Consider the following 26,082-nt stretch of genomic DNA (forward strand, 5'->3'; position numbering starts at 1 on the left):
CGGGCCGGCGGGCGGGTCGCATTGGCTGGATATATGGCCCTGATAGGCAAGGTCTTTCCCGCCCCCCGAACTGGGCTGGTATGATCGCGACAACATTTTTCAAGGAGTCAGACAGTGGCGAGTTACGATTACGACCTGTTCGTCATCGGCGCCGGTTCCGGCGGCGTGCGTGCCGCGAGAACCGCGGCGGCAAATGGGGCGCGCGTGGGGGTGGCCGAAGATCGCTACCTCGGCGGTACCTGCGTCAATGTCGGTTGCGTGCCGAAGAAGCTCTACTCCTACGCCGCTCACTTCCATGACGCCTTCGAGGATAGTGCCGGGTTCGGCTGGACCCTGCCGCAGGCGCCCAGCTTCGATTGGGCCACGCTGCGCGACAACAAAGTCGCTGAGATCACGCGTCTCAACGGGATCTACGGGCGGCTGCTCGACAACGCCGGCGTGACCCTAATCAACGGTCGCGCGAAGGTCGTGGATGCCCATAGCGTGGAGATCGACGGCGAGCGTATCAGCGCCGAGAAGATCCTGGTGGCAGTGGGAGGCTGGCCCTGGGTGCCGCCGTTCGAAGGCAGCGAGCTCGCCATCAGCTCCAACCAGGTGTTCGATCTCGAACGCTTCCCCGAGCGCTTCCTGGTGCTGGGCGGTGGTTATATCGCGGTAGAGTTCGCCAGTATCTTCAATGGCCTGGGGGCCGAGACTCATCTGATCTATCGCGGTGACCTGTTCCTGCGTGGATTCGATCAGGAAGTGCGCGAGTTCACCCGCGACGAGATGGCCAAGAAGGGCGTCAATCTTCACTTCGAGGCCAACATCGAGCGAATTCGCCAGCTCGATAGCGGGCTGGAAGTGACCCTGACCAATGGCGAGAGCCTCGAGGTCGATGCGGTACTCGCGGCTACCGGCCGCCGCCCGCATCTGGAAGGGCTGGGTCTCGATACCCTCGGCGTGGCGCTGAACGACGATGGTACGCTCAAGGTCAACGAGCGTTTCGAGACATCGATTCCGTCGATCCTGGCGATTGGCGATGTCACCGGCGGGCCGGAACTGACGCCCGTCGCGCTGGCGGAGGCGATGCATCTGGTAGCGCATCACTTCGTCGATCACCAGGATGGCAGCACCCCGGGGGCGCTCGATTACGATGACATCGCCACCGCCGTCTTCTGCCACCCCAATATCGGTACCGTGGGGCTCTCCGAAGAGGCCGCGCGCGAGCGCTATGCGGCGATCCGGGTCTACAGCGCTGACTTCCGACCGATGAAGCACACCCTCTCCGGCAGTGACGAGCGCTGCCTGATGAAGCTGATCGTCGATGACGAGAGCGATCGCGTGGTAGGCGCCCACATGGTCGGTGAAGAAGCCGGCGAGATCATCCAGGGTCTGGCCATCGCTGTCCGCGCTCGGCTGACCAAACGCGACTTCGACGCCACCGTGGGTATCCACCCGACCGCGGCGGAAGAGTTCGTCACCATGCGCAGCGTCACCCGCCGCTGAACCTCCCAGCACAGTGCACATCGACGGCCACCCACGGGTGGCCGTTTGCGTTGGCGGACGGTCGTCCGCCGTCTCCTCCGTGATCCTGCCCCGGGCGTTTTTTCCCTGCTGGTCTAGACTGGAAGCTGCGATTGACGGTGTCTCCAAGACGCTCGTCAATATCACATAACCATTGTTTATTGAAATCGGATGGGTGGATAACCTGCCGTTTGAAGCAGGCGCAACACCTTGTTATCCTGTTAAGACATTAGTCATGGCGATGGACAAGATGACCAATCCCAACCCGGCATTCACCCCTTCGGCGGATCTGGCCAGACCCACGGTGGCAGACGCGGTGGTCGGCAAGCCCGACATGCCGCTGTTCATCCGCAAGCCGACCACGGAGGACGGCTGGGGCATCTACGAGCTGGTCAAGGCGTGTCCGCCGCTCGATGTGAACTCCGGCTACGCCTACCTGCTGCTGGCAACGCAGTTCCGCGACAGCTGCGCCGTGGCGACCACCGAGGAGGGCGAGATCGTTGGTTTCGTCTCCGGCTACGTCAAGGCTGCTGCACCCGACATCTACTTTCTGTGGCAGGTCGCGGTAGGCGAGAAGGCGCGCGGTACGGGGCTGGCCCGCCGCTTGGTGGAGGCGGTGCTGAGCCGCCCGGAGCTTGCCGGCGTCAATCATCTCGAGACCACCATCACCCCGGACAACCAGGCGTCCTGGGGGCTGTTCAAGCGGCTGGCGGACCGCTGGCAGGCACCGCTGATCAGCCGCGAATACTTCTCCACCGATCAGCTCGGCGGCGAACACGACCCGGAAAATTTGGTCCGTATCGGTCCGTTCGATCCGCAGCACATCTGACTTCCGGCGCCGGCAGCCGGTCATTCCACGCTGCCGGGCCGTCTCCAAGCTTCATCACTTGCATATCATCAGCCAGGGAGGTTGCATGCAGACCCAGATTCTCGAACGTATGGAGTCCGAGGTACGGACTTATTCGCGCTCTTTCCCGACCGTCTTCACCAAAGCCAAGGGCGCGCGTCTGACCGACGAGGCCGGGCGCGAGTACATCGACTTTCTCGCCGGTGCCGGTACGCTCAACTACGGCCACAATCACCCCAAGCTGCAGGAAGCGCTGGTCGACTACATCACCAGTAACGGCATCACCCACGGGCTCGACATGTGGTCCCAGGCCAAGCGCGACTATCTGGAAACCCTGGAAGAGGTGATCCTCAAGCCGCGCGGTCTCGACTACAAGGTGCATCTGCCGGGGCCGACCGGCACCAACGCGGTCGAGGCGGCGATCCGCCTGGCGCGAGTCGCCAAGGGTCGCCACAACATTGTCACCTTCACCAACGGCTTCCACGGCGTGACCATGGGGGCACTGGCGACCACCGGTAACCGCAAGTTCCGCGAAGCCACCGGCGGCATCCCCACCCAGGGCGCCAGCTTCATGCCGTTCGATGGCTATCTGGGTGATGGCAACGACACCCTCGACTACTTCGAGAAACTGCTGGGCGACAACTCCGGCGGCCTCGACGTGCCCGCCGGTGTCATCGTCGAGACCGTGCAGGGCGAGGGCGGTATCAATCCCGCCGGCCTCGACTGGCTGAAACGCCTGGAGAGCATTTGCCGGGCCCACGACATTCTGCTGATCGTCGATGATATCCAAGCCGGCTGCGGGCGTACCGGCAAGTTCTTCAGCTTCGAGCACGCCGGTATCGTGCCCGACATCGTGACCAACTCGAAGTCGCTCTCGGCTTACGGTCTGCCGTTTGCCCATGTGCTGATGCGCCCCGAGCTGGACAAGTGGAAACCGGGCCAATACAACGGCACCTTCCGCGGCTTCAACATGGCTTTCGTCACCGCCGCTGCCGCGTTCAAGCACTTCTGGAGTGATGACAAGCTCGAGCGCGACGTCCAGCGCAAGGGCCGTATCGTCGAGGAGCGCTTCACCAAGATCGCGGCTTGGCTGACCGAGCGCGGCCATGAAGCAAGTGAGCGCGGCCGTGGTCTGATGCGCGGTATCGACGTGCGCAAGGGCGAGATCGCCGACAAGATCACCGCCAAGGCGTTCGAGAACGGCCTGATCATCGAGACAGCCGGCCATGACGGCCAGGTGATCAAGTGCCTGTGCCCGCTGGTGATCAGTGACGAAGATCTGCTCGAAGGGCTGGATATTCTCGAGCGCAGCGTGGAAGAAGCCATTGGTTGAGACATGACGTCTCTGGCCGGCGCGGGCGCCGGGTTCACGGATGCCGCGCCGGGTAAGTGTCACCCCGGGGCCTGTCTCGCGCAGGCAGACCCCGAGTTCATCCCCAAGGAGCAGAATCGATGATCGTACGTAACCTGGAAGAGTGCCGTAAGACCGAGCGTTTCGTCGAAGCCGAGAATGGCAACTGGGACAGCACCCGTCTGATGCTGGCCGACGACAACTGCGGTTTCTCCTTCAACATCACCCGGATCCACCCGGGCACGGAAACCCATATCCACTACAAGAACCATATCGAGGCGGTGTTCTGCTACGAGGGCGAGGGTGAAGTCGAGACCATCGCCGATGGCAAGATCCACACCATCAAGGCCGGTGATATGTACCTGCTCGATCAGCACGATGAGCACTGGCTGCGCGGCAAGGAGAAGGGCATGACCGTGGCCTGTGTCTTCCTGCCGGCGCTGACGGGCCGCGAGGTCCACCGCGAAGATGGCTCCTACGCGCCGCCGGAAGCGTGATCTGCGCGCCTGACGGACGTAACGAAAAAGCAGTACCAAAAAAGACGGGCAGCCCTGGGGCTGCCCGTCTTTCTATTACCACCTATCTATTACCACCTACTAGCACGTTACTGCTCGCCAACGAAGGGCTGGTGCGAGAGCGCGCCTCAACCCAACGCCAGCGACACGATCGACTCCGCCATCGGCAGGCGGCTGTCGACCGACATCATCACGCTCAGCGCGGTGACCACCATGATCGAAAAGCCGAACACCTTGCGGGCCCAGGCCTGATCATCCTCCGCGCGGTAACCGCGCAGGGTGATCACTAGCCAGTAGAGACCCACTGCGACGGCCACGATCGCGTAGATCCAGCCGGTGTAGCCGGCCACGCTCAGCATCACCGACGCCACCACGAAGAGTGCGGTATAGATCACGATATGCCGCTTGGCCACCCCGATGCCGCACTTGACTGGCAGCACGGGAATCGACGCCGAGGCGTAGTCGTTGAAGCGGAAAATCGCGATCGCGTAAGAGTGGGGCATCTGCCAGATACTGAAAATGATCAGCAGCAGCAGGGCGCCCAAGTCGAACTGACCGCTGACGGCGCAGTAGCCGATCACCGGTGGCGAGGCCCCGGAAAGACTCCCCACCAGCGTGCCGTAGACCGAATGGCGTTTCAGATAGAGGCTGTAGGCACCAACGTAGATCGCGAACCCGAAGGCAGCGAAGCCGGTGGCCAGTGCCGTGGTCTGCCACGCCAGTAGACCGAAACCGAGCACACCCAGTACGCCACCCATCAACAGTGCGACCGGAATCGAGATCTGACCGGTGACCATGGCGCGCGACCGTGTGCGCGCCATGTGCTGGTCGATGTCTCGATCGATCACGTTGTTGAAAACGCAGCCGGAGGCCACGACCAACGAGGTGCCGATCACCGCAGCAAAGAACAGCAGGGGATCGAAACGGCCACCGGCGGCCAAAAAATAGCCGCCGATGACTGTTACGAGGTTACCGAAGATGATGCCGGGCTTGGTCAGCAGCAAGTAGGGCTTGAGGGCCATTTGCGTGCTTAGTTCAGCATCATGTTGACGTGGATGTTGTGCATGATCCATAGGGAACCACCAATGATCAGCCCCAGGATACCGATCGTGAAGACGATGGCGATGAAGTTCCAGCCGCCTTCGGCCTTGGTATTCAGGTGCATGAATAGGACCAGCTGCACCAGCACCTGCGCGATGGCGGTGACCACCACGGTCACCATCATCACCGGTACGCTGAAGCCTCCGGCCATGACCACACCGAACGCGATCAGCGTCAGTACGATCGAGAGGACCAAGCCGATGAAGTACGACTTGTAGCTGCCATGGCTGGCGCCGTCATGAGAGGTATGGATATCGCTCATGGTTACATGGCTCCAAACAGGTAGACGAAGGAGAAGACGCAGATCCAGACGATGTCCAGGAAGTGCCAGAACAGGCTCAGGCACAGCATGCGCGGCTTGGTGACGCTGTCGAGACCGCGGCGCGAGATCTGGATGAACATGGTCGCGATCCAGATCAGGCCGAAGGTCACGTGCAGACCGTGGGTGCCGACCAGGGTGAAGAAGGACGACAGGAAGGCGCTGCGATCCGGCCCGTGGCCTGCGACGATGAGGTGATGGAACTCGTACACCTCCATCGCGACGAAGCCGAAGCCGAGCAGGAAGGTCACGGCCAGCCACTTGAGCACGGCACCGCGATCACCGGCGTTCTGCGCCAGTACGGCGAGGCCGAAGGTGAAACTACTCACCAGCAGCAGGAAGGTCTCGACCAGCACGAAGGGCAGCTCGAAGATCTCCTGTGAGGTCGGGCCGCCGGCGGTGGCGGTGCCCAGAACCCCGTAGGTGGCGAACAGCGATCCGAAGATCACCAGGTCGCTCATCAGGTAGATCCAGAAGCCGAACACCTTCATTGCGCCGGCATCGTGGTGCTCATGCCCGTCGTGGGCATGAGCGTCGTGGTTAGTCAGGGTATCGGTTGCCATGGTTACGCCTGCATCTCCAACCGTTTGTGGTATTCACGCTCGGTCTTTTCGACCTCGGCAGCGGGGATGTGATAGTCCACGTCATCGTTGTGGATACGCACCATGAAGGTCACGAACATGCCGATGGCGCCGACGGCGACCAGCCACCAGATGTGCCACACCAGGGCGAAGCCGAAGATCAGGCTGAACAGCCCCAGGATCGGACCTTCGTTGGTGTTCTTGGGCATGTGCACGTCTTCGAAGTGGGTCGACAGCTCACGCTTGAAGCCACCCGGCTGCTGCTTCATCTCCCAGTAGCTGTCGATGGAGTGAACCTCCGGCAGATGGGCGAAGTTGTAGTTCGGGGGCGGCGAGGAGGTGGACCACTCCAGGGTGCGGGCATCCCACGGGTCGCCGGTGACGTCGCGGTTCTTCTCGCGGTCGCGGATACTCACCACGAGCTGGATCACGATGCAGGCGATACCCAGGGCGATGATCACGGCGCCCACCCAGGCGACGATCATCAGCGGCTGCCACTCGGTCTGCTCGTAAGACTGCATGCGACGCATGGCACCGAAGAAGCTCAGCGCGTAGAGCGGCATGAAGGCCATGTAGAAGCCGACCAGCCAGCACCAGAAGGAGCGCTTGCCCCATTTCTCGCTCAGGGTGAAACCGAACGCTTTCGGGAACCAGTAAGTGAAGCCAGCCAGCATGCCGAAGACCACGCCGCCGATGATGACGTTGTGGAAGTGGGCGATGACGAACAGGCTGTTGTGCAGCACGAAGTTGGCGCCCGGCACGGCCAGCATGACACCGGTCATGCCACCCAGGGTGAAGGTGATGATGAAACCGATGGTCCACAGTACCGGCGCGGTGAACTCGAGACGCCCGCGGTACATGGTGAACAGCCAGTTGAAGATCTTCACACCCGTGGGTATTGCGATGATCATCGTCGTGATGCCGAAGAAGGCGTTGACGTTGGCACCGGCACCCATGGTGAAGAAGTGGTGCAGCCAGACGATGAACGACAGGAAGGTGATCGCCACCGTGGCCCAGACCATGGTCTTGTAGCCGAACAGACGCTTCTTGGTGAAGGTCGAGATGACCTCGGAGAAGACACCGAACGCCGGCAGGATCAGGATGTACACCTCGGGGTGGCCCCAGGCCCAGATGAGGTTGACGTACATCATCTGGCTGCCGCCCATGTCATTGGTGAAGAAGTGCATCCCCAGATAGCGATCCAGCGTGAGCAGGGCGATGGTCGCGGTCAGGATCGGGAACGACAGGATGATCAGGACGTTGGTGCACAGCGCCGTCCAGGTGAAGATCGGCATGCGGAACAGGGTCATGCCCTTGGTGCGCATCTTCAGGATGGTGACGAAGAAGTTGATACCGGTCAGGGTCGTCCCGATACCCGATATCTGCAGTGACCATATCCAGTAGTCGACCCCGACGTCCGGACTGTACTGCAACTCCGATAGTGGCGCGTAGGCGAGCCAGCCGGTCTTGGCGAACTCACCGATGACCAGCGAGACGTTGACCAGAATGACGCCGGCAGCGAACAGCCAGAAGCTGACGTTGTTCATGAACGGGAAGGCAACGTCGCGGGCGCCGATCTGCAGCGGCACCACCAGGTTCATCAGACCGATGACCATGGGCATGGCGACGAAGAAGATCATGATCACACCGTGGGCGGTGAAGATCTGATCGTAGTGGTGGGGCGGTAGATAGCCCTCGGCACCCCCGGCCGCGATGGCCTGCTGAGTACGCATCATGATCGCGTCGGCAAAGCCGCGGATCAGCATCACCAGGGCGACCAGGAAGTACATGATCCCGATCTTCTTGTGGTCGATGGAGGTGATCCATTCACGCCACAGATAGCCCCACTTGCGATAGTAGGTAACGAGCCCGACGACCAGGGCGCCGACGATTCCGATGACCGTCGCCGTGACCATGATGATCGGCTCATGGTAGGGAATCGAATCTAAGCTGAGTTTTCCGAACATGACGTTACTCCGCTGCCTGCGCACTCATGGGCATTGAAGGCTCCTGTGCTTGGTTGTGCTCGCCATGGCTCTGCGTACCACCGTGACCAGACTTGTAGCTTCTGATCAGGTCGCCGTAGAAGTCGGGCGAAACCTGCGAGAAATACTGCACCGGCGCGCCGATGGTCGGCTGTGCCAGCTTGTTGTAGTCGTCCGGGAACATCATCGTGTTTGGCGACTGCTTGACCTTGTCGACCCAGGCCTGGAAATCGGCTTGCGACGTCACGTGGGCGTCGAACAGCATTTCCGAGAAACCTTCGCCGCTGTAGTGGGTCGAACGACCACGGAAGGTGCCGATCTCGCTGCCTTCGAGATAGACGTCGTTGTTCATCCCGGCCATGGCGTAGATCTGGCTGCCGAGGTTGGGAATCATGAACGAGTTCATCACCGTGCCCGAGGTGACCCGGAAGTGCACCGGCGTATTCACCGGCATGGCCAGCTCGTTGACCGTGGCGATACCTTGCTCGGGATAGATGAACAGCCATTTCCAGTCGAGCGAGATCGCATCGATGGTCATGGTTTCGTCTTCACTGGCGATCGGCTTGTGCGGATCGTAGGAGTGCGACGTCTGCCAGGTGAGGATCCCCAGGAAGAGGATGATGACGCATGGGATGGCCCATACGAACAGCTCGATGACGTTGGAGTGCTCCCAGTTCGGCGTGTACTTGGCCGCCAGGTTGGTGCCACGATACTTCCAGGCGAACAGGATGGTCATCACGATGACCGGAATGACCACGATCAGCATCAAACCGAAAGCGGTGATGATCAGTGACTTGAGCCCCTGACCAACAGGACCACTCGGGTCCATCAGTGCCGAACCGCAACCGCTCAACAGCAGTGGCACGGTCAGCCACGTCATCACACTCAAATACTTGAGGGAGTTCCTTTTTCTCATCTCACGACCCCAGTGGAGGAAAGCTTTTGGCCCTGCAACATCGGCTAGCGGCCTGCATCATACGCCGCTCGCCAGGGCTGACAACTCGAATGACGAGAACCGCCGTTGCCATCGGCCTCGACAAGTCGCCAACGAAGTAGGGATTTCGCGGACGACATTGTACCTAAAAAAACCTTGCCCAGCAGGCCGGTGGCGGCAAAGTGCCGCGTGTGTGGCGATTTGTCGCACTGTTTTTCTTACTATCTGTCGCACCACCTGTAGCAGCCGTCGACATCGGGCGACGCAGGCTGTGTGGCGGTGCCACTCAGACTAGTCCATCGGCACGCGACGTGCGCCCTGAAGGCCAGCGCAGTCGACAGGTTGCACCCGCGGCATTAGACGCAGAGGAAAAACGGCGCCCATGGTGTCGAGATGCCAACACTCGGATCAGACCCGTGTGCGCCGTAGTGGGCTGTTGATTAGCTGTTCCGGTGACTGGACATTGGCCACCCTCACCCCGCGCGGCCTGTATTTCGCATAATATATATTATGTTAAATACACCATGCGAAGGTTTTCCCGACTGCTCCTGACAGCGGCTGGCGTCGTCTTTTTGATTCCCGCCGTCGCCCTTCAGATCAGCACCCTTGCGAGCATTCAATGCTTACCCTCGCGCGCGCGAAGCCTCTGGCCAGGTGCTCGGTGGCTCTGCTCAAGGTGAGCGCGTAGAATGATGAATTCTTTGTACAACGGCTCGGGATTGTCGATGATCGACTCGGATGCCCTGCTCAGACAGGCAGACCAACAGTGCCAGGAACGCGGCGTGCGCTTCACGCCGATCCGGCGCCGCGTGCTCGAACTGATATCCGCCACGCCCGGCGGGCTCAAGGCTTACGATCTGCTCGACCGGCTCTCCGACGAACACGCTGCGGCGCGTCCGCCGACCGTCTACCGCGCGCTCGACTTTCTCATCGAGCAGGGTCTGGTGCATCGCATCGAATCGCTCAATGCCTATATTGCCTGCCCGTGTCCGGAACACGTGCATCGCTTCCAGCTATTGATCTGTCGCCACTGTGGTCGTGTCGAGGAGCTGCATCAGGAAGCGGTTGGCGAAATACTGGCGAGTACGGCACGGGAGCGCGGTTTTACCATTCAGCGCCAGACCATCGAACTGCTGGGTACCTGCGATGCCTGTCGCGACGGCGCCGAGCGCGCGTGATATTTCGCCAACAGTCAGCAAACCCATCCCTTTGAGCCTGTACGGCAAAAGCCGATTTTCCTCACTCGACGAGAGACGCCATGTCACGCCTGTTTGACGATCTGGAGACTGCAGCCCCCGGCACTCGGGTGGCGCTGGACGAGCTGATCGAGAACGCCCGCTGGAACGCCGACGGCCTGATGCCGGCGATCGCCCAGCAGCACGATAGCGGCGAAGTGCTGATGATGGCGTGGATGAATGCGGCCGCTCTGCGCGAAACCCTGCAAACCGGTCAGGTCTGCTATTGGTCGCGCTCACGCCAGACTTTCTGGCGCAAGGGCGAGACCTCGGGTCAGCGCCAGCGGCTGGTCGAGGCGCGACTCGACTGTGATGGCGACACCCTGCTGCTCAAGGTGGAGCAGACCGGCCCTGCCTGCCACACCGGGCGGCGTGACTGCTTCTACATTCGGCTCTCGGAAGAGAACGGCGAGGTCGATCGTGAACCGCTGATCGCCCCCGAGGCGCTCTACGGCAAGCCACGCTGATAATATGCTGCGCCGCCTGGCCGCTGCCCTGATGACCGGAATGATCCAGGGCTATCGCTACCTGATCAGCCCCCTGCTCGGCCCCCGCTGCCGCTTCTGGCCGACCTGTTCCAGCTATGCGCTGGAGGCGATCAAGCTGCACGGGCCTTGGCGTGGCGGCTGGTTGACCCTAAAGCGGTTGGGCAAGTGTCACCCGTTCCATCCGGGAGGCGTCGACCCGGTGCCCGAGCCGCGTCGTCGCTGCAGCTGCGCGGCTCGCGAGCCGTTCCGCGACGGCGCTATCCAAGACACTCCGGTCCATGACACCCACGATGGCACACGCGACGGCAGTTGCCAGAGAACAGCTGACGCCACGGCAGCCTCCGAACACGACAAAGACCGCGACGCGCGCTGACGAGTGCAGGCGATGTCGCGGCGCGGCGGCTCAGGCGGCCTGAGCCTCACGCGCAGTGGCATGAATACGCTCGAGCATCGCATGCAGCCCGTTGCTGCGGGTGGGTGACAGATGCTTGTCCAGCCCCAGCTCGGCGAGGAAGGTCGGCTGACTGTCGAGAATCTCCTGCGGTTCACGTGCGTCGTAGATGCGCAGCAGAATCGCGATCAGCCCGCTGACGATGGCCGCATCCGAAGTGGCGCGGAAACGTAACCGCCCTGCTTCCGGTGTCGCGGTCATCCACACGTTGGACTGACATCCTTCTATCTTGTGCGCCGGGGTACGGTCCGCTTCCGGGAACGCCGGCAATTGGCGCCCCATGTCGATGATGTACTGGTAGCGATCCATCCAGTTGTCGAACATCGAGAATTCTTCGAGCAGTTCGGCCTGGGCCTGTGCGATGCTCATGGGCTCTCCTTGGTTGTCGATCGCGCCATTATAGAGGCTGTGACCGGCCGACCCCAGCCACACCTGCAGCCCGCGCGTTATGACTCGATTTTACGTATCGTTTTTACGTAAATGGCCTATGCTGTGAGCAAGACCATCGTCAGTGGCCCAGCGCCCTGCCGGTGGCAAGCGTGAAGGCGCCGCAGAAGCGCTTCCAAGACGCTATCGAAGATACGAAATCATCAAGACAGGGAGCACACCATGGCCCGTAACGGCATCCGCTACGACGATGTCTGTCGCGCGATCGAGACGTTGAAACATCGCGGTGAGACGGTCAGCGTGCAGAAGATTCGCGACTTCCTCGGCACCGGCAGCTACACCACCATCAGCGATCACCTGCGCGAATGGCGCCTGCGCCAGGATACCGGCGCGGTCAACAGCATTCCGCGTAACCACGAGCGCCCGGAGCTGCTCGAAAGCTGGGTCGCCGACATCTGGGACAAGGCGCAGCAGGCCGCCTATGAGAAGCTCGCGGTCTATCGTCAGCAGGCCGACGAGCAGATTCTCGACGCCAACGAGGCCAGCCAGGCCGCACAGCGCCAGTGCGAGGATGCCGAACAGCGTCTCGCTGCGCTCAACGAGCACATGCTCATCGTCCAGGAGCGGCTCGAGAACAAGACTAACGAAGCCGCCCATCTGCAGGCGGAACTACAGGCACTGCAGGCCCAGCAACAGCAGCAACAGAAACGGCTGAACCAGCTGGAGCAGACCTGCCAGCGCCACCAGCAGGCGCTGGAACAGGCCGAGCGCCAGCATCGCGAAGCCTTGGCCAAGCAGCAGCAGACGCACCAGACCAAGCTGGCCCAGGAAGAGAAACGCCACGAAGCCGCCGAGAGTCGCCTGATGACGCTGCTCGACGAGGCGCGCCAAGAGCGGCTCAAGCAAGAGAAGCAGTACGAACAGCGTCTAGCGACGCTGGACCAGCGCAGCGAGCGGCTACAGATCGATCTCTCCGAGCAGCGGCGCCAGTACACTCAGCTGCAGGAATCACTGCGCGCGGACAAGGTGCACACCGAGCAGCTCGAGAGCGAGCGCCGTCTGAGCGACGACCGACAGCAGACGCTGCAGCAGGAGAAGCAGCGCCTGGAGGCCGAACTCAAGAACCTGCGCGCGGCCAACCGCGAGCTGCATGAGCGCCTCTCCCGCGCCGCCCTGCCCCCGACCGCCGTTTGAGCGCTGGCCTGGCGCCCAGGGGCTTTCGCCAATAACCCGCTCGAAAGCACATGAAAAAAGCGCTCTGGCGAGCGCTTTTCGAGACAGCCTTGGCGGTCCGGCGGTAACCGCCGGACCTGGCCTGATCAGTCGTAGGCGTTATCAGTAGTAGGCGTTGGTGGTATCGGTATGGTCGGTGACGTCACGGATGCCGGCGAGCTCGGGAATCCGCTCCATCAGCGTGCGCTCGACCCCCTCCTTCAGCGTCAGGTCGACTGCAGCGCAGCCCTGACAGCCGCCGCCGAACTGCAGCACGGCCACCTGCTCTTCGGTGAGCTGGATCAGACGAATCTCGCCGCCGTGCGCCGCGAGCCCGGGATTGATCTCACTGTAGAGGATGTAATTGACGCGATCCTCCAGCGGACTGTCGGCGTTGACCTTGGGCATCTTGGCGTTGGGCGCCTTGATCGTCAGCTGCCCGCCCATGCGGTCCGGATTGAAATCGACCACGGCCTCTTCCAGGAACGGCACGCTGTTCTTGTCCAGGAAGACATCGAACTTCTCCAGCGTGAGGCGCTCGTCGCTGGGCTCTTCTTCGCCCGGGCGGCAGTAGGCCAGGCAGGTCTCGGCATAGGGCGTGCCCGGCTGGGTGATGAATACCCGCACCGCGATGCCCTCGACGTTCTGCTTGGCCAGCAGTTCGGCCAGGTACTCCTGCCCGCTTTCGGTGATCTGAATCGGTTGGCTCATGTCGCTGCGAACTCTGCTTGAGACGTAGTGGAACGAGATGGCGTGACGCTGGGCTTCGATCTCGTGGATGGTGACCATGGTAGAAAAAAGTGGGCACCAAGACAATCCCGAGTGATTTAGTCAGGAAAGTATCGGTACGCTACCGACAGTCCCGGCGAGTCTCGCCCGCCCGCGCTTTCTGCTACCCTGTGGCCCCCGCCGTGCTCGACTGAGCCAGGGGCGCGCGAGCGCGCATCCACTCCCTCTTTTACGAGCCGTTTTGCCGCAGGAGATCCGCATGGCCGTTCACCGCAGACCGTCGTTCGAGGCGCTGAGTCAGACCCTCGCAGCACGCATCGTGATTCTCGACGGCGGCATGGGCACCATGCTTCAGGAATACCGCCTCGACGAGGCCGATTTCCGCGGCGAACGCTTCGCCGACTGGCCCAGTGAACTCAAGGGCAACAACGACCTGCTGACCCTGACCCAGCCGGCGGTGGTCGGTGCGATTCACCGCGCCTATCTGGAAGCGGGCGCCGATATCGTCGAGACCAACACCTTCAACGCCACGCGGCTGTCGCAGTCGGACTACGGCATGGAGGAACTGGTACCCGAGCTCAATCGCGAGGCCGCCCGCCTGGCCCGTGAGGCCTGCGATGCGGTAGCCGCCGAGAGCGGCGTGCCGCGCTACGTGGCCGGGGTCCTCGGCCCCACCTCGCGTACGGCGTCACTCTCCCCCGATGTCAACGATCCGGCCAAGCGCAACGTCACCTTCGACGCCCTGCGCGACAACTATACCGAAGCCGCGAGCGCGCTGATCGAAGGCGGCGCCGACCTGATCCTGATCGAGACCATTTTCGACACCCTCAACGCCAAGGCGGCGATCTACGCTTTAGAGGCGCTGTTCGAAGCCCGCGGCGAGCGGCTGCCGGTGATGATCTCCGGCACCATCACCGATGCCTCCGGACGCACCCTCTCGGGACAGACCACCGAGGCGTTCTGGAACGCGGTGCGCCATGCGCGACCGCTGGCGGTGGGGCTCAATTGCGCCCTGGGCGCGGAGGAGCTGCGCCCTTACCTTGAGGAACTCTCGCTCAAGGCCGATACCTTCGTCTCCGCGCACCCCAATGCCGGCCTGCCCAACGAGTTCGGCGAGTACGACCAGAGCCCCGAGGAAATGGCGGCGATCGTGCGCGAGTTCGCCGAGAGCGGCATGCTCAACGTGATCGGCGGCTGCTGCGGCACCACGCCCGAGCATATCGCCGCGGTCCGGCGCGCGGTCGACGGCCTGGCGCCGCGGCGCATCCCCGAGCGCCCCGCGGCCTGCCGCCTCTCGGGGCTCGAGCCGTTCAACATCGAGGCGCAGTCGCTGTTCGTCAACGTCGGCGAGCGCACCAACGTCACCGGCTCGGCGCGCTTCAAGCGCCTGATTCAGGAGGAGGACTACACCACCGCCCTGGAAGTGGCGCTGGAGCAGGTCGAGAACGGTGCCCAGGTGATCGACATCAACATGGATGAGGGCATGCTGGAGTCGCAGGAGGCGATGGTGCGCTTCCTCAACCTGATTGCCGGCGAGCCCGATATCGCCCGGGTGCCGATCATGGTCGACTCCTCCAAGTGGGAGATCATCGAAGCCGGTCTCAAGTGCATCCAGGGCAAGGCGATCGTCAACTCGATCTCGCTCAAGGAGGGCGAAGCGTCGTTCCGCCACCAGGCCACCGAGTGTCGACGCCATGGTGCCGCCATCGTGGTCATGGCGTTCGACGAGCAGGGCCAGGCCGACACTTTCGCGCGCAAGACCGAGATCTGCGAGCGCGCCTATCGGCTACTGGTGGATGATATCGGCTTCCCCGCCGAGGACATCATCTTCGACCCCAATATATTCGCCATTGCCACCGGGATCGAGGAGCACGACAACTACGCCGTTGATTTCATCGAAGCCACCCGCTGGATTCATGAGCACCTGCCCCATGCGATGATCTCGGGCGGGGTGTCCAACGTGTCGTTCTCGTTCCGCGGCAACAATACCGTGCGCGAGGCGATCCACTCGGTCTTCCTCTATCACGCGGTCAAGGCCGGCCTGACCATGGGCATCGTCAACGCCGGCCAGCTGGCGGTATACGACGACCTTCCCGCGGCCCTGCGCGAGGCGGTCGAGGACGTCGTTCTCAATCGCCGCAGCGATGGCACCGAGCGGCTGCTCGAGATCGCCGAGCGCTATCGTCAGAGCGAAAGTGGCGGTGCCGCCGGCGGGCCGAAGAAGGAGGATCTCGAATGGCGCGGCTGGGCGGTCGACAAGCGCATCGAGCACGCCCTGGTCAAGGGCATCACGGCCTATATCGAAGAGGACACGGAAGTCGCGCGGGCGGCGGCCGAGCGCCCCATCGAGGTGATCGAAGGCCCACTGATGGACGGCATGAACGTGGTCGGTGACCTCTTCGGCGCGGGCAAGATGTTCCTGCCTCAAGTGGTCAAGTCGGCCCGGGTGATGAAGCAGGCGGTGGCCTATCTGATCCCCTACATCGAGGCGGAGAAGTCCGGCGAGAGCCAGTCCAAGGGCAAGATAGTGATGGCCACGGTCAAGGGCGACGTCCACGATATCGGCAAGAACATCGTCGGCGTGGTCCTGCAGTGCAACAACTACGAGGTGATCGATCTCGGCGTGATGGTCCCCGCGGAGAAGATCCTCAAGACCGCCCGCGACGAGGGTGCCGACATCATCGGCCTCTCGGGGTTGATCACACCCTCGCTCGACGAGATGGTTCACGTGGCCAAGGAGATGCAGCGCCAGGGCTTCACCCTGCCGCTGCTGATCGGCGGCGCCACTACCTCCAAGGCCCACACCGCGGTGAAGATCGCCCCGCAGTACGCCGAGCCGGTGATCTACGTCAGCGACGCCTCGCGCGCCGTGGGCGTGGCCAGCCGCCTGCTCTCGCCCACGCTCAAGCCGGATTATGTCGCCGAGATCCGGCGCGAGTACGATCAGGTGCGTGAACGCAACGCCAAGCGCCGACCCAAGGCGGCCGACCTGGGCTACGCCGAGGCGCGCCAGCGTCGATTCCAGGCGGATTGGCAGAACTTCACCCCGATAACGCCGGCACAGCCCGGTCTGACGGTGTTCGACGACTACGATCTCGAAGAGCTGGTCCCGCGCATCGACTGGACCCCCTTCTTCATGACCTGGCAGCTGGCGGGCAAGTATCCGCGCATTCTCGACGACGAAGTAGTCGGTGAAGCCGCGCGCAACCTGTTTCGCGACGCCCAGGCGATGCTGCGCCGGCTGATCGACGAAAAGCATCTGCGCGCGCGCGGCGTGATCGGGCTGTGGCCGGCCAACAGCGTCGACGACGACGTCATCGAGGTCTATGCCGACCCGCAGCGCTCGCGGGTCATCGAGCGCCTTCACCACGTGCGTCAACAGAGCACCAAGGGGCGCGACGGGCTCTGCTACAGCCTGGCCGACTTCATCGCCCCGCGCCACGCCGCGGATGGCCGCGAGCGCGATCAGCTCGACTGGATCGGCGGCTTCGCCGTCACCACCGGACACGGCGCGGACGAGCTGGCCAAGCACTATGAGGCGGCCGGCGACGACTACAACGCGATTCTGGTCCAGGCCCTGGCCGACCGTCTAGCCGAGGCCTTTGCCGAGCGCCTGCACGAGCGCGTGCGCAAGGAGTTCTGGGGCTACGTGCCCGAAGAGACGCTGGACAACGACGCCCTGATCGCGGAGAAATATCAGGGGATCCGCCCTGCCCCGGGCTACCCGGCGTGCCCCGATCATACCGAGAAGGCGACGCTGTTCCGGCTGCTGGATGCCACCGAGCACAGTGGCCTCACCCTGACCGACAGCTTCGCCATGTGGCCCGCGGCGGCGGTCTCCGGCTGGTACTTCGCGCATCCGGCGTCGAAGTACTTCTCCACCGGCAAGATCGGCCGCGATCAGGTCGAGGTGCTAGCCGCGCGCAAGGGGCTCACTCTGCCCGAGATGGAGCGCTGGCTGGCGCCGGTGCTCTCCTATGATCCGGACGACGCGGTAGCGCCGGCCGCCCAGGCGTCATGAGTGGAACTCGGCGGCTAATAACGCTTAAGCAACAAATTATGATCATTTATTCTTTTGTAGAATAAAGCAGAGGCGCTAAGGTGCCCTTGTTGGCAATCCATGACTAGCAGGATTCGGCCCGATGTATCGCTACGATGCCTATGACCAGACGCTCGTCGACGAGCGCGTGAACCAGTTTCGCGACCAGATGGATCGCTACCTCGCCGGTAAGCTGGGTGAGGAAGAATTCCGTCCCGTTCGCCTTCAGAACGGTCTCTATATTCAACGCCATGCGCCGATGCTGCGTATCGCCATCCCCTACGGCATGCTCAGCAGCGAGCAGCTGCGCGCGCTGGCGGCGATCACCCGCCGCTACGACCGCGGCTACGGCCACTTCACCACGCGCCAGAACCTGCAGCTCAACTGGCCGGCGCTGGAAGACGTGCCCGAGATCCTGGCCGACCTGGCCAAGGTGCAGATGCATGCCATCCAGACCAGCGGCAACTGTATCCGCAACACCACCAGCGACCAGTTCGCGGGTATCGCCAAGGACGAAGTGGTCGATCCACGGCCCTGGTGCGAGCTGATCCGACAGTGGTCCACCCTCCACCCGGAGTTCGCCTATCTGCCGCGCAAGTTCAAAATCGCGGTGACCGGCGCTACCGACGACCGCGCGGCGATCCATGTTCACGACATCGGCCTGCGGCTGTGGCTCGACGATGCCGGCGAGCTGCGTGTACGCGTGCTGGCCGGCGGTGGCATGGGGCGCACGCCGATGATCGGTGAAGTGGTGCGCGAGGATCTGCCGTGGCAGCACCTGCTCACCTATCTCGAAGCGATCGTGCGCGTCTACAACCAGTTCGGCCGCCGCGACAACAAGTTCAAGGCGCGCATCAAGATTCTGGTCAAGGCGCTGGGCATTGAGGAGTTCACCCGGCGCGTCGATGCCGAATGGGCGCATCTCAAGGATGGCTCGCAGACCCTCAACGAGGCCGCCGTCGAAGCTGCTCGGGTCCACTTCCCCGAGCCGGCCCGCCGCCCGGTCGACGAAGCCGCCATCGCCGAGTACGAACGGCTCCGACAGGACAACCGCGCCTTCGCGCGCTTCGTCACCAACAACGTGATGGATCACAAGGTACCGGGCTACAAGGCAGTCACGCTGTCGTTGAAACGCCGCGAGGCGGCCCCGGGCGATATTACCGCCGATCAGATGGACGCGGTGGCAGAGCTCGCCGAGCGTTACGGCTTCGGTGAACTGCGCGTCACCCACGAGCAGAACCTGGTGCTCTCCGACGTGCCGGTGGACGAGATCGAGACCCTGTGGCAAAAGCTCGATGCCCTGGGCATGGCCAACCCCACGGTAGGCACGCTCAACGACATCATCTGCTGCCCCGGCGGTGATTTCTGCTCGCTGGCCAACGCGGTATCGATCCCGATTGCCCAGGCGATCCAGGAGCGCTTCGAGGACCTCGACTATCTCTACGACCTGGGGCCGATCGACCTCAACATCTCCGGCTGCATGAACGCCTGCGGTCACCACCATGTGGGCAATATCGGCATTCTCGGCGTCGACAAGAAGGGCGAGGAGTACTATCAGATCTCGCTGGGTGGCAACGCCGATGACGACGTTTCGCTGGGCAAGATCCTCGGCCCGTCGTTCTATCGCGAAGACGTGCCCGGGGTCATCGACAAGGTGCTCCAGGTCTATGTCGAGAAGCGTCTCGACGATGAGCGCTTCCTGGATACCTATCGCCGTGTCGGTCACCAGGCTTTCAAGGAGCGGGTCTATGCCTGAATCGGATACCTCACTCGAAGCACGCGAAGTCGTCACGACTCGCGCGCCACTGATCAAGCTGGGTCAGCAGGTCGAGGACACCTGGGTGCTGTCGCGCGATACCGAGACGCTACCCGATAGCCGTCCGGCGATCGTGCCGTTGGCGCTGTGGCAGGCGCACAGTGAAGACGGCGAGCTGGCGCCCTGGCTGCCCAGCGATACCGAGCTGACGCCGGCGCTGGCCGCCACCCTCGAGCAGGCGGCGCTGGTCGCGATCGACTTCCCCGCTTTCACCGATGGCCGCGGCTATACGCTGGCCCGGCTGCTGCGCGAGCGTTTCGGCTACGCCGGCGAGATTCGCGCCATCGGCGATGTGCTCATCGATCAGCTCTACTACATGAGCCGCTGCGGCTTCGATGCCCTGGCTCTGCGCGAAGATCAGGATATCGAAGCGGCGCTGCGCGCGCTCACCGCGTTCAGCGTCAGCTATCAGCCGGCGGTGGATCTCCACGAGCCGCTGTTCGCCCGCCGTCTGCGCGAGCATCGAGCCGGCTGAGCCTGGCTCGGCAACGCAAAAACCCCGGTACAAACCGGGGTTTTTTATGGTCTTGCGCTGCCTCGCGCGCCCTCTAGCCGCGGCGCTTCTGCTGGCGCTCGCGGTTGGCGGCGCGGGCGCGCTCCGACTTGCGCAGCATCACGAAAGTCGCGCCGAGCCCGCCCTGCTGCGGTGGCGCCGAGGCAAATGCCTGCACCTCCTCGAACTGCTGCAGCCAGTGATGGAGATAGGAGCGCACGACGTTGGCACGCCCGTTGTCCTCGCTGGAACGCCCGTGCACGACCAGCACACTGCGCAGATCGTGGGCGTAGGCGTCCTTGAGAAAGCCAAACAGCGCGCGCCGACACTCGAGTACCGGCATGCGCATGATGTGCAGACGCGCCTCGGCGGCGTAGCCACCATGGCGCAGGCGTTCGAGCACGCCGATCTGGATACCGTCGCGGCGGTACTCGATCGGATCGTGGGCGCCGACCAGGTCGACGAACTCGTCGGAGAGAAAATCGCGCTCGTCGGCGAGCCCCTGCTGTGCACTTTCGCGGCGGGCCAGCTGCGCTTCCGAGGGCGCTGCGCGGCGTCGCTCGACCCGGGCCTTGTCGCCCCCCTTGGTCAGCGGGCGAACGTCATTGCCCAAAGCTTGTCGGAAGGCCTGATGCTCGTTGGTGGCATGACTCATGGTGGCGCTCCTCCTGTAATCGGCTCGGGCACCCCGCACCGCGGGCGATGGGGTGGCACCACGTGATGACTGACATACGGCGTGGTGGCACATGGCTGACAAGCGCATCAGCCTCTTCGAATGCTAGCACGAGGATCGACGCCTGCCTCAATCCGTGGGCGTAGACTCCCGCCATCGCGCGGGCACCGCTATGCTCCAGGGGTATGCCGCCCCGGTCATCGTATCGACCAACCCAAACTCACGCTCAGGAACCCCGATACACCCATGCTACGTACGCTGAAATGGATTTTCGTCGCGCTCCTGGTGCTGCTGGCCACGGCAGCCGGCTGGTTCTGGTACACCTACAAGAGCCCCTACGGCTATCACCCCGTCGAGCCGGCGATGGTGGATACACGCATTCCGCGCCAGGATGTCTTTGTCTATGGCACTTTGCGCCAAGGCTGGATTCGCTGGCTGGTCACCGGTCGCGCCGGAGATAGCCGCCCCGCTACGCTGGCTGGCTACCGCAAACAGGATCTCGACGTCATCGCGGATGACGATGGTCAGGTCGACGGTGAGATCATTAGCGTCACGCCGGAGGAGTTACGCGCGCTCGATCGCTACGAACGCGTTGGCGTCCGTTACCAGCGTGAAAGCGTCAAACTCGAGGACGGCAGCATCGTGTGGATCTACCGACTCATCGATAAGTGATATTTAACAACAAAATCAAGATAACGGTATAAATCAGGCAAGACAGAACGTCTCACAGGGCTCCGGTTTGAGCCCGATCCGGGGCGAACGTACAATACCGTTTCTTCCCCGATCGGACCTGCAGGCGCCATGGCCACGCTCACGCTCTACCACAACCCGCGCTGCTCCAAGTCACGCGAAGCCCTGTCGCTGCTGGAATCGAGACGTATCGATGTCACCCTGCACCGCTATCTGGACGATCCGCTCGACCGCGAACAGCTCGCAGCGCTGGCCCACCGCCTGGGTGACGACGCCCCGCTGATGCTGCGCCGCGACGAGTCGGAGTGGCGCCAGTTGGGCATCGATGACCCAACCCTGGCGCAGATCCTCGATGCCATTGCCGAACACCCCCGTCTGCTGCAGCGTCCTATCGCCGATGATGGCGAGTACGCGGTCATCGGGCGGCCGCCGCAGGCCGTGCTGCAGCTGATCTGAATACCGCTCGACGCCTCTCCGACAAGGCTTGTCCCAAAAAGGGCCACCCCCACTACGCCACCGACTCCCGAGGAGATCCAATGAGCTCTGACAGCGCTACCCGAGGCACCGACCTGCCCTACGTGCTGGTGCTCTACTATTCGCGCCACGGCGCGACCCGGACCCTGGCCGATGAGTTGGCCAAGGGCGTCGACAGCGTGGCCGGCATCGAGGCGCGTCTGCGCACCGTGCCGGCGGTCTCCCCGGTCAGCGAGGCGACTGCGCCGGCGATTCCCGAGGAGGGGGCGATCTACGTCGAGGAGGACGATCTGCGCCAGTGCGCCGGTCTGGCCCTCGGCAGCCCCACCCGCTTCGGCAACATGGCCGCGCCGCTCAAGTACTTTCTGGATACCACCAGCGGTCTGTGGATGAACGGTGTCCTGGTGGATCGCCCGGCCACCGCCTTCACCTCCACCGCGAGCCTGCACGGCGGTCAGGAGAGCACCCTGCTGACCATGCTGATTCCACTGCTGCACCACGGCATGGTCTATGCCGGCGTGCCCTACAGCGAAACCCGTCTGATTCATACCCGCAGCGGCGGCACGCCCTACGGCACCAGCCATGTCGCCGGCGCCGATGGTTCGCGTGAAGTCGACGACGACGAACGCCACCTGGCCCGCGCCCAGGGCCGGCGCATCGCCGAGCTGTCGCTGGGCCTGAAGCGGATGCGGGAGGCGCGCGGATGAGTGAGCGACCCGCAGCCGACGTTTCTGCCGATGCCTCGTCAGACGCCTCGATCAAGGCACGCCGTGGCGTGTGGATCGCCTATCTGGTGCTGCTGGCGCTGCTGATCCTCGGCGGCGTCTGGCGCTACTCACAGGCTCACGCCGAAGCCGCGGCCCTGGTGGTCCGGGCGCTGCCGCTGGTGCTGTTCCTGCCGACCCTGCTGCTGCGCCGCCGGCGTGGCCATCTGTGGCTGACCGCGGTAGGTCTGCTCTACCTGGCCCAGGGCGGGTTGATCATGGCCAACGGCGGCGTGTCAGCGCTGGTGATCGCCGAGATGCTGGCCGCGGCGGCGCTCGCGGTCTGTGCCTTGCGCTATTTTCGCAGCCAGAGTTCACGCCAACGCCCTGCCTCATGAGGCCATCCGGTGCGCTGATCCTGGCCATGCTGGCGCTCAGCGTGATCGCCAGCCTGCTCGACTGGCCGCTATGGCCGGCGGCGATTCTCGCCTGGCTGGCGACCCTGCGCCTGCTGCGCGGTCTACCGCGTGCCTCACGCCGGCAGGCCGGGCTGCTGCTGGGCGCGGGTATCCTACTGTGGGGAATCGCGCTGGCGCGAGGTACGCCGTACCCGCTATGGCACGCCTTCACCACCAACCAGACCTTGCTGATGATGTTCGCCGGGGTCAGCTTCCTGACTCTGGCGACCCCGGCAGTGCGTAGCGGTGAAGCGCGCAGCGGCAGCCGTCTGGGGACGCTTCTTGGCGCGCATTTGTTCGGCGCCGCGATCAATCTTTCGGTGGTGTTTCTGTTCGGCGAGCGCATGCAGCGCGACGGTCGCCTCAACCGCACCCAGGCATCGATCCTGGGGCGCAGCTTCGCCGCCGCCGCGACCTGGTCGCCCTTCTTCGTCGCCATGGGCGTGGCGCTGACCTACGCGCCCGGGCTCGATTATCTGGCACTGCTGCCGTGGGGCCTGCTGGCCGGTGCGGCACTGCTGCTGGTCAACCTGGCCGACGTGGCGCGTCTGGACGAGCCCTTTCAGGGCTACCCGATCGAGCGCAGCGCCCTGCTGCTGCCCTGCCTGCTGGCGCTCGCGGTGATCTCACTTCACCTGCTGTGGCCGGCACTCTCGATTCCGCTGATCATTGCCCTGGTGGCACCGCCCTTCGCTTTACTGCTGATGCCGCGTGACGACCGCCGCACGCGGCTGCGACACCATTTCACCCAAGGCCTGCAGGGGTTGGCGCCACAGTTCGCCTTGTTTCTCGCCGCTGGGGTCATCTCCACCGGATTGAGCGCGCTGCTGGCAAGCCTGCCCCAGGGGCTCGACCTGCCGCTATCGCACTTCGGCCACTGGCAGGCGTGGTTTGCCTTGGGATTGATCGTGGTCATCGCCTTCACCGGCGTGCATCCGCTGATCGGTATCGCCACCCTGGCGCCACTGGTGGCACCGCTGCACCCGGACCCGACGCTGCTCGGCATGCTGTTTCTGATGAGCTGGGCGCTGGGCACCGGCAGCAGCCCGCTCTCTGGCAGCAACCTGGCGATCTGCGTGCGCTACGGTATCAAGGCGCGCCACATGCTGCGCTGGAACCTGGCCTATGCGTTGGGCGGCTGGCTGGCCTGTGGTGGGGTGTTTGCGCTGCACGCAGCCGCGGCATGATGCCGCCCGGATGAGGAACGCCTTGACGTCGGCCACCGGGCTGCAATGATGACAGTCAAAGACACGCCAACGGAGAACCATCATGAGCGACCTGGCCGGCCTGCGCCGCGATTACGAGGGCGAGTCCCTGGCACCCGAGCATACCCCTGACGATCCGATGGCGCTGTTCGACCACTGGCTCGAGCAGGCGATTGCCAGTGAGGGGCTCGACGCCAATGCCATGACCCTGGCCACGGTCGACGGCGCCGGCTATCCGCATGCGCGTATCGTGCTGCTCAAAGGGGTCGATCCCGACGGTCTGCTGTTCTACACCAACTACCAGAGTCAGAAAGGCAACGAGCTGGCCCACGTCGCTCAGGCCGCGCTGGTGTTCTGGTGGCCCGGCCTACAGCGTCAGGTGCGGGTCGAGGGGCGCGTGGAGAAGGTCACGCTCGAACGCTCGGACGACTATTTCGCCAGCCGCCCGCGCAAGAGTCAGCTGGCGGCCTGGGTCTCCCAGCAGAGCGTGGAGATTCCCGGGCGTGACTGGCTCAAGGAGCGCCTGGCGCGCTTCGAGCAGGTGTATGCGGACAAGGACGTCGAGCGCCCGCCGCACTGGGGTGGATACCGTGTGGTGCCGCAGGCGATGGAGTTCTGGCAGGGGCAGCGCAGCCGCCTGCACGACCGCGTGCGCTACTCACGCCACGACGAGCACGACGCCACCTGGCACCGCACTCGCCTAGCGCCCTGAGGCAGGCGTCACCGGGAGCGCCCCACTGGGCCGATAGCGCCAGTCAGAAAAGAAAACGCCCGGTCGTCATGACCGGGCGTTCTCGTTCGGACTCGGGCGCCAGCTTACTCGGCAGTGCCTTCGGTCCACTTCTTGACCAGCTCAGGATGCTCGCTGACCCACTTCTTGGCGTTCGCGTACGGGTCGCTACCCGGCTCCTGGTTCATCAGCATCACCTCGCTCATCTGCTCCGGCGTCCAGTAGAAGTTGTCGAGGATCGCGTAAGCCTGCGGCATGCGCTCCTTGAGCCCCTTGTGAACGACAGTGTCGATGTGCTCGGCGTCACCATAGGCTTTCTTGGGATCTTCGAGATACTTCAGGTCCCAGCGCGCGAACATCCAGTGCGGGGTCCAACCGGTGACCACGATGTCCTCATGGTTCTTGATCGCATTGCCCAGCGCCGAGGTCATCGCCGCGCCGCTGCTCGACTGCAGCGAGAGGTCGTCGATGCCGTAATCTTTCATCGCTTTTTCGGTCATCGACATCAGGCCGGCACCCGGATCGATCCCCACGATCTTGTCATCGAAGAGATCGGCATTGGCGTTGAGATCGGCGATCGAAGAGACCTTCTCGTAGGTGTACTCGGGCACTACCAGCCCCAGCTTGGTGCCATCGAGATTCGGACCGAGGTCTTCGACCTTGTCCTTCACCTTGGCCAGATAGTCGCCGTGGGTGGTCGGCAACCAGGCGGCGACAATGGCATCGGCATCGCCGGTGCCCACCGCTTGCCACATCACCGCGGCGGAAAGCGAATCCATGTTGACCTTGTAGCCCTCCTGCTCGAGCACCGCGCGCACCACGTTGGTGGAAGCGACTTCGGAAGCCCACTCCACATAGGCGAGATTGATCGTGCCCTTGTTCTCCTGGGCCTGGGCGGCACCCGCACTGAGACTGATCCCCGCGGCCATGGCGAGCATGGTGTAACGAACCGATTGCGACAGTAGATTGCGTGTCATCGACTTTCCCTTCTTGTGCTTGGTTTGGCTTGACGTACTGACTTGCTTGACGCACTAACGCTCGGTACTGATCCGGGTCGCGGCTGGGCCGTGACCCGGAGCTGCCGGCAGCAGCGCTCGCGGCGGCCGCAGCCGACGCGCCGAACTCGGCTGGCCACACCGCCAGCAGTGCACTGGCGGCG

The 26,082-nt window shown here is 63.5% G+C and carries 26 protein-coding genes; 17 read left to right on the top strand and 9 right to left on the bottom strand.

Annotation, left to right across the window (positions count from 1 at the left end; translation table 11 throughout):
* The first annotated feature begins 114 nt into the window (after positions 1-114).
* From gorA to QO259_RS08505, 4 genes are all read left to right on the top strand, one after another.
* Positions 115-1,488 carry a glutathione-disulfide reductase gene (gene gorA / locus QO259_RS08490; RefSeq protein WP_285952495.1) on the top strand — a complete coding sequence of 458 codons (1,374 nt, stop codon included), beginning with the start codon at positions 115-117 and terminating at the stop codon, positions 1,486-1,488.
* 268 nt (positions 1,489-1,756) lie between these two features.
* Positions 1,757-2,335 carry a diaminobutyrate acetyltransferase gene (gene ectA / locus QO259_RS08495; protein ID WP_106420690.1) on the top strand — a complete coding sequence of 193 codons (579 nt, stop codon included), beginning with the start codon at positions 1,757-1,759 and terminating at the stop codon, positions 2,333-2,335.
* A gap of 85 nt (positions 2,336-2,420) precedes the next feature.
* Positions 2,421-3,686, top strand: coding sequence for a diaminobutyrate--2-oxoglutarate transaminase (gene ectB, locus QO259_RS08500; RefSeq protein ID WP_285952496.1), 1,266 nt, complete (start codon positions 2,421-2,423; stop codon positions 3,684-3,686).
* A gap of 119 nt (positions 3,687-3,805) precedes the next feature.
* Complete coding sequence (locus QO259_RS08505) at positions 3,806-4,201, top strand: ectoine synthase (protein ID WP_035473384.1); 396 nt, start codon at positions 3,806-3,808, stop codon at positions 4,199-4,201.
* Positions 4,202-4,347: 146 nt separating this feature from the next.
* Here the strand turns inward: QO259_RS08505 and cyoE are convergent, their stop codons facing one another.
* Genes cyoE through cyoA form a run of 5 tightly spaced genes read right to left on the bottom strand, consistent with a single transcriptional unit; the run spans position 4,348 to position 9,085 of the window.
* A complete protein-coding gene (cyoE, locus tag QO259_RS08510; protein WP_207035559.1) occupies positions 4,348-5,241 on the bottom strand; it encodes a heme o synthase in 894 nt (297 codons plus the stop codon).
* A gap of 8 nt (positions 5,242-5,249) precedes the next feature.
* Positions 5,250-5,582: a cytochrome o ubiquinol oxidase subunit IV gene (cyoD, locus tag QO259_RS08515; protein ID WP_285952497.1), complete on the bottom strand. Its 333-nt coding sequence runs from the start codon at positions 5,580-5,582 to the stop codon at positions 5,250-5,252.
* A gap of 2 nt (positions 5,583-5,584) precedes the next feature.
* Entirely contained in the window at positions 5,585-6,202 is a 618-nt protein-coding gene (gene cyoC / locus QO259_RS08520; protein WP_207035561.1) for a cytochrome o ubiquinol oxidase subunit III, read from the bottom strand.
* Between the two features lie 2 nt (positions 6,203-6,204).
* Positions 6,205-8,187, bottom strand: a complete 1,983-nt coding sequence (cyoB, locus tag QO259_RS08525; RefSeq protein WP_035473379.1) for a cytochrome o ubiquinol oxidase subunit I — start codon at positions 8,185-8,187, stop codon at positions 6,205-6,207.
* 4 nt (positions 8,188-8,191) lie between these two features.
* Entirely contained in the window at positions 8,192-9,085 is an 894-nt protein-coding gene (cyoA, locus tag QO259_RS08530; RefSeq protein ID WP_285952755.1) for a ubiquinol oxidase subunit II, read from the bottom strand.
* 779 nt (positions 9,086-9,864) lie between these two features.
* On the opposite strand from cyoA, the gene QO259_RS08535 reads away from it, so the two are divergent.
* From QO259_RS08535 to yidD, 3 genes are all read left to right on the top strand, one after another.
* Positions 9,865-10,317: a transcriptional repressor gene (locus QO259_RS08535; protein ID WP_035473375.1), complete on the top strand. Its 453-nt coding sequence runs from the start codon at positions 9,865-9,867 to the stop codon at positions 10,315-10,317.
* 80 nt (positions 10,318-10,397) lie between these two features.
* Positions 10,398-10,841, top strand: a complete 444-nt coding sequence (gene hisI, locus QO259_RS08540; RefSeq protein ID WP_285952498.1) for a phosphoribosyl-AMP cyclohydrolase — start codon at positions 10,398-10,400, stop codon at positions 10,839-10,841.
* A gap of 4 nt (positions 10,842-10,845) precedes the next feature.
* Positions 10,846-11,235 (top strand): membrane protein insertion efficiency factor YidD, encoded by a 390-nt coding sequence (yidD, locus tag QO259_RS20355; RefSeq protein ID WP_502949137.1) that lies wholly within the window; start codon positions 10,846-10,848, stop codon positions 11,233-11,235.
* A gap of 30 nt (positions 11,236-11,265) precedes the next feature.
* Here yidD and QO259_RS08550 read toward each other — a convergent pair whose 3' ends face one another.
* Positions 11,266-11,682 (bottom strand): SufE family protein, encoded by a 417-nt coding sequence (locus QO259_RS08550; RefSeq protein WP_035473480.1) that lies wholly within the window; start codon positions 11,680-11,682, stop codon positions 11,266-11,268.
* Positions 11,683-11,922: 240 nt separating this feature from the next.
* On the opposite strand from QO259_RS08550, the gene QO259_RS08555 reads away from it, so the two are divergent.
* A complete protein-coding gene (locus QO259_RS08555) occupies positions 11,923-12,894 on the top strand; it encodes a DNA-binding protein (protein WP_207035570.1) in 972 nt (323 codons plus the stop codon).
* Between the two features lie 141 nt (positions 12,895-13,035).
* On the opposite strand, the gene nfuA is transcribed toward QO259_RS08555, so the two are convergent.
* Entirely contained in the window at positions 13,036-13,623 is a 588-nt protein-coding gene (nfuA, locus tag QO259_RS08560) for a Fe-S biogenesis protein NfuA (protein WP_035473477.1), read from the bottom strand.
* A gap of 277 nt (positions 13,624-13,900) precedes the next feature.
* On the opposite strand from nfuA, the gene metH reads away from it, so the two are divergent.
* From metH to QO259_RS08575, 3 genes are all read left to right on the top strand, one after another.
* Entirely contained in the window at positions 13,901-17,662 is a 3,762-nt protein-coding gene (metH, locus tag QO259_RS08565; protein ID WP_285952499.1) for a methionine synthase, read from the top strand.
* A gap of 121 nt (positions 17,663-17,783) precedes the next feature.
* Positions 17,784-19,436 (top strand): nitrite/sulfite reductase, encoded by a 1,653-nt coding sequence (locus QO259_RS08570; protein ID WP_285952500.1) that lies wholly within the window; start codon positions 17,784-17,786, stop codon positions 19,434-19,436.
* Positions 19,429-19,971 carry a DUF934 domain-containing protein gene (locus QO259_RS08575; protein WP_207035576.1) on the top strand — a complete coding sequence of 181 codons (543 nt, stop codon included), beginning with the start codon at positions 19,429-19,431 and terminating at the stop codon, positions 19,969-19,971. The genes QO259_RS08570 and QO259_RS08575 overlap by 8 nt, the downstream gene beginning before the upstream one ends.
* A gap of 73 nt (positions 19,972-20,044) precedes the next feature.
* Here QO259_RS08575 and smrA read toward each other — a convergent pair whose 3' ends face one another.
* Positions 20,045-20,644, bottom strand: a complete 600-nt coding sequence (gene smrA, locus QO259_RS08580) for a DNA endonuclease SmrA (RefSeq protein WP_285952501.1) — start codon at positions 20,642-20,644, stop codon at positions 20,045-20,047.
* 264 nt (positions 20,645-20,908) lie between these two features.
* Between smrA and QO259_RS08585 the strand changes: the two genes are divergently transcribed.
* The 6 genes from QO259_RS08585 to pdxH all read left to right on the top strand — a co-directional run bounded on the left by QO259_RS08585 (position 20,909) and on the right by pdxH (position 24,905).
* Entirely contained in the window at positions 20,909-21,334 is a 426-nt protein-coding gene (locus QO259_RS08585) for a gamma-glutamylcyclotransferase family protein (protein WP_285952502.1), read from the top strand.
* A 129-nt stretch (positions 21,335-21,463) separates the two neighbouring features.
* Positions 21,464-21,808 (top strand): arsenate reductase (glutaredoxin), encoded by a 345-nt coding sequence (arsC, locus tag QO259_RS08590; protein WP_285952503.1) that lies wholly within the window; start codon positions 21,464-21,466, stop codon positions 21,806-21,808.
* An 80-nt stretch (positions 21,809-21,888) separates the two neighbouring features.
* Positions 21,889-22,533, top strand: coding sequence for an NAD(P)H:quinone oxidoreductase (gene wrbA / locus QO259_RS08595; protein WP_285952504.1), 645 nt, complete (start codon positions 21,889-21,891; stop codon positions 22,531-22,533).
* The gene (locus tag QO259_RS08600) at positions 22,530-22,928 is read left to right on the top strand and encodes a DUF2069 domain-containing protein (protein ID WP_285952505.1); all 399 of its coding nucleotides are present in this window, start codon (positions 22,530-22,532) and stop codon (positions 22,926-22,928) included. The genes wrbA and QO259_RS08600 overlap by 4 nt, the downstream gene beginning before the upstream one ends.
* Positions 22,925-24,175 (top strand): hypothetical protein, encoded by a 1,251-nt coding sequence (locus QO259_RS08605; protein ID WP_285952506.1) that lies wholly within the window; start codon positions 22,925-22,927, stop codon positions 24,173-24,175. The genes QO259_RS08600 and QO259_RS08605 overlap by 4 nt, the downstream gene beginning before the upstream one ends.
* Before the next feature lie 79 nt (positions 24,176-24,254).
* A complete protein-coding gene (gene pdxH / locus QO259_RS08610) occupies positions 24,255-24,905 on the top strand; it encodes a pyridoxamine 5'-phosphate oxidase (protein ID WP_207036122.1) in 651 nt (216 codons plus the stop codon).
* Between the two features lie 104 nt (positions 24,906-25,009).
* Here pdxH and QO259_RS08615 read toward each other — a convergent pair whose 3' ends face one another.
* On the bottom strand, positions 25,010-25,900 hold the full coding sequence (locus tag QO259_RS08615) for a glycine betaine ABC transporter substrate-binding protein (RefSeq protein ID WP_207035588.1): 891 nt from the start codon (positions 25,898-25,900) through the stop codon (positions 25,010-25,012).
* Positions 25,901-26,082: the final 182 nt, after the last annotated feature.

This window comes from Salinicola sp. JS01 (genome assembly GCF_030284585.1).
GTDB lineage: Bacteria > Pseudomonadota > Gammaproteobacteria > Pseudomonadales > Halomonadaceae > Salinicola.

What these genes read in the sequence shown, in the direction of transcription:
- QO259_RS08575 (WP_207035576.1), top strand. Translation starts at nt 19,429, where the DNA reads ATGCCTGAATCGGATACCTCACTCGAAGCACGCGAAGTCGTCACGACT.
- smrA (WP_285952501.1), bottom strand. Translation starts at nt 20,644, where the DNA reads ATGAGTCATGCCACCAACGAGCATCAGGCCTTCCGACAAGCTTTGGGC.
- nfuA (WP_035473477.1), bottom strand. Translation starts at nt 13,623, where the DNA reads ATGAGCCAACCGATTCAGATCACCGAAAGCGGGCAGGAGTACCTGGCC.
- ectB (WP_285952496.1), top strand. Translation starts at nt 2,421, where the DNA reads ATGCAGACCCAGATTCTCGAACGTATGGAGTCCGAGGTACGGACTTAT.
- QO259_RS08585 (WP_285952502.1), top strand. Translation starts at nt 20,909, where the DNA reads ATGCTACGTACGCTGAAATGGATTTTCGTCGCGCTCCTGGTGCTGCTG.
- QO259_RS08550 (WP_035473480.1), bottom strand. Translation starts at nt 11,682, where the DNA reads ATGAGCATCGCACAGGCCCAGGCCGAACTGCTCGAAGAATTCTCGATG.
- cyoB (WP_035473379.1), bottom strand. Translation starts at nt 8,187, where the DNA reads ATGTTCGGAAAACTCAGCTTAGATTCGATTCCCTACCATGAGCCGATC.
- ectA (WP_106420690.1), top strand. Translation starts at nt 1,757, where the DNA reads ATGACCAATCCCAACCCGGCATTCACCCCTTCGGCGGATCTGGCCAGA.
- wrbA (WP_285952504.1), top strand. Translation starts at nt 21,889, where the DNA reads ATGAGCTCTGACAGCGCTACCCGAGGCACCGACCTGCCCTACGTGCTG.
- cyoE (WP_207035559.1), bottom strand. Translation starts at nt 5,241, where the DNA reads ATGGCCCTCAAGCCCTACTTGCTGCTGACCAAGCCCGGCATCATCTTC.
- yidD (WP_502949137.1), top strand. Translation starts at nt 10,846, where the DNA reads ATGCTGCGCCGCCTGGCCGCTGCCCTGATGACCGGAATGATCCAGGGC.
- cyoC (WP_207035561.1), bottom strand. Translation starts at nt 6,202, where the DNA reads ATGGCAACCGATACCCTGACTAACCACGACGCTCATGCCCACGACGGG.
- QO259_RS08615 (WP_207035588.1), bottom strand. Translation starts at nt 25,900, where the DNA reads ATGACACGCAATCTACTGTCGCAATCGGTTCGTTACACCATGCTCGCC.
- QO259_RS08555 (WP_207035570.1), top strand. Translation starts at nt 11,923, where the DNA reads ATGGCCCGTAACGGCATCCGCTACGACGATGTCTGTCGCGCGATCGAG.
- QO259_RS08505 (WP_035473384.1), top strand. Translation starts at nt 3,806, where the DNA reads ATGATCGTACGTAACCTGGAAGAGTGCCGTAAGACCGAGCGTTTCGTC.
- cyoA (WP_285952755.1), bottom strand. Translation starts at nt 9,085, where the DNA reads ATGACGTGGCTGACCGTGCCACTGCTGTTGAGCGGTTGCGGTTCGGCA.
- metH (WP_285952499.1), top strand. Translation starts at nt 13,901, where the DNA reads ATGGCCGTTCACCGCAGACCGTCGTTCGAGGCGCTGAGTCAGACCCTC.
- QO259_RS08570 (WP_285952500.1), top strand. Translation starts at nt 17,784, where the DNA reads ATGTATCGCTACGATGCCTATGACCAGACGCTCGTCGACGAGCGCGTG.
- QO259_RS08535 (WP_035473375.1), top strand. Translation starts at nt 9,865, where the DNA reads ATGATCGACTCGGATGCCCTGCTCAGACAGGCAGACCAACAGTGCCAG.
- arsC (WP_285952503.1), top strand. Translation starts at nt 21,464, where the DNA reads ATGGCCACGCTCACGCTCTACCACAACCCGCGCTGCTCCAAGTCACGC.
- QO259_RS08605 (WP_285952506.1), top strand. Translation starts at nt 22,925, where the DNA reads ATGAGGCCATCCGGTGCGCTGATCCTGGCCATGCTGGCGCTCAGCGTG.
- hisI (WP_285952498.1), top strand. Translation starts at nt 10,398, where the DNA reads ATGTCACGCCTGTTTGACGATCTGGAGACTGCAGCCCCCGGCACTCGG.
- cyoD (WP_285952497.1), bottom strand. Translation starts at nt 5,582, where the DNA reads ATGAGCGATATCCATACCTCTCATGACGGCGCCAGCCATGGCAGCTAC.
- QO259_RS08600 (WP_285952505.1), top strand. Translation starts at nt 22,530, where the DNA reads ATGAGTGAGCGACCCGCAGCCGACGTTTCTGCCGATGCCTCGTCAGAC.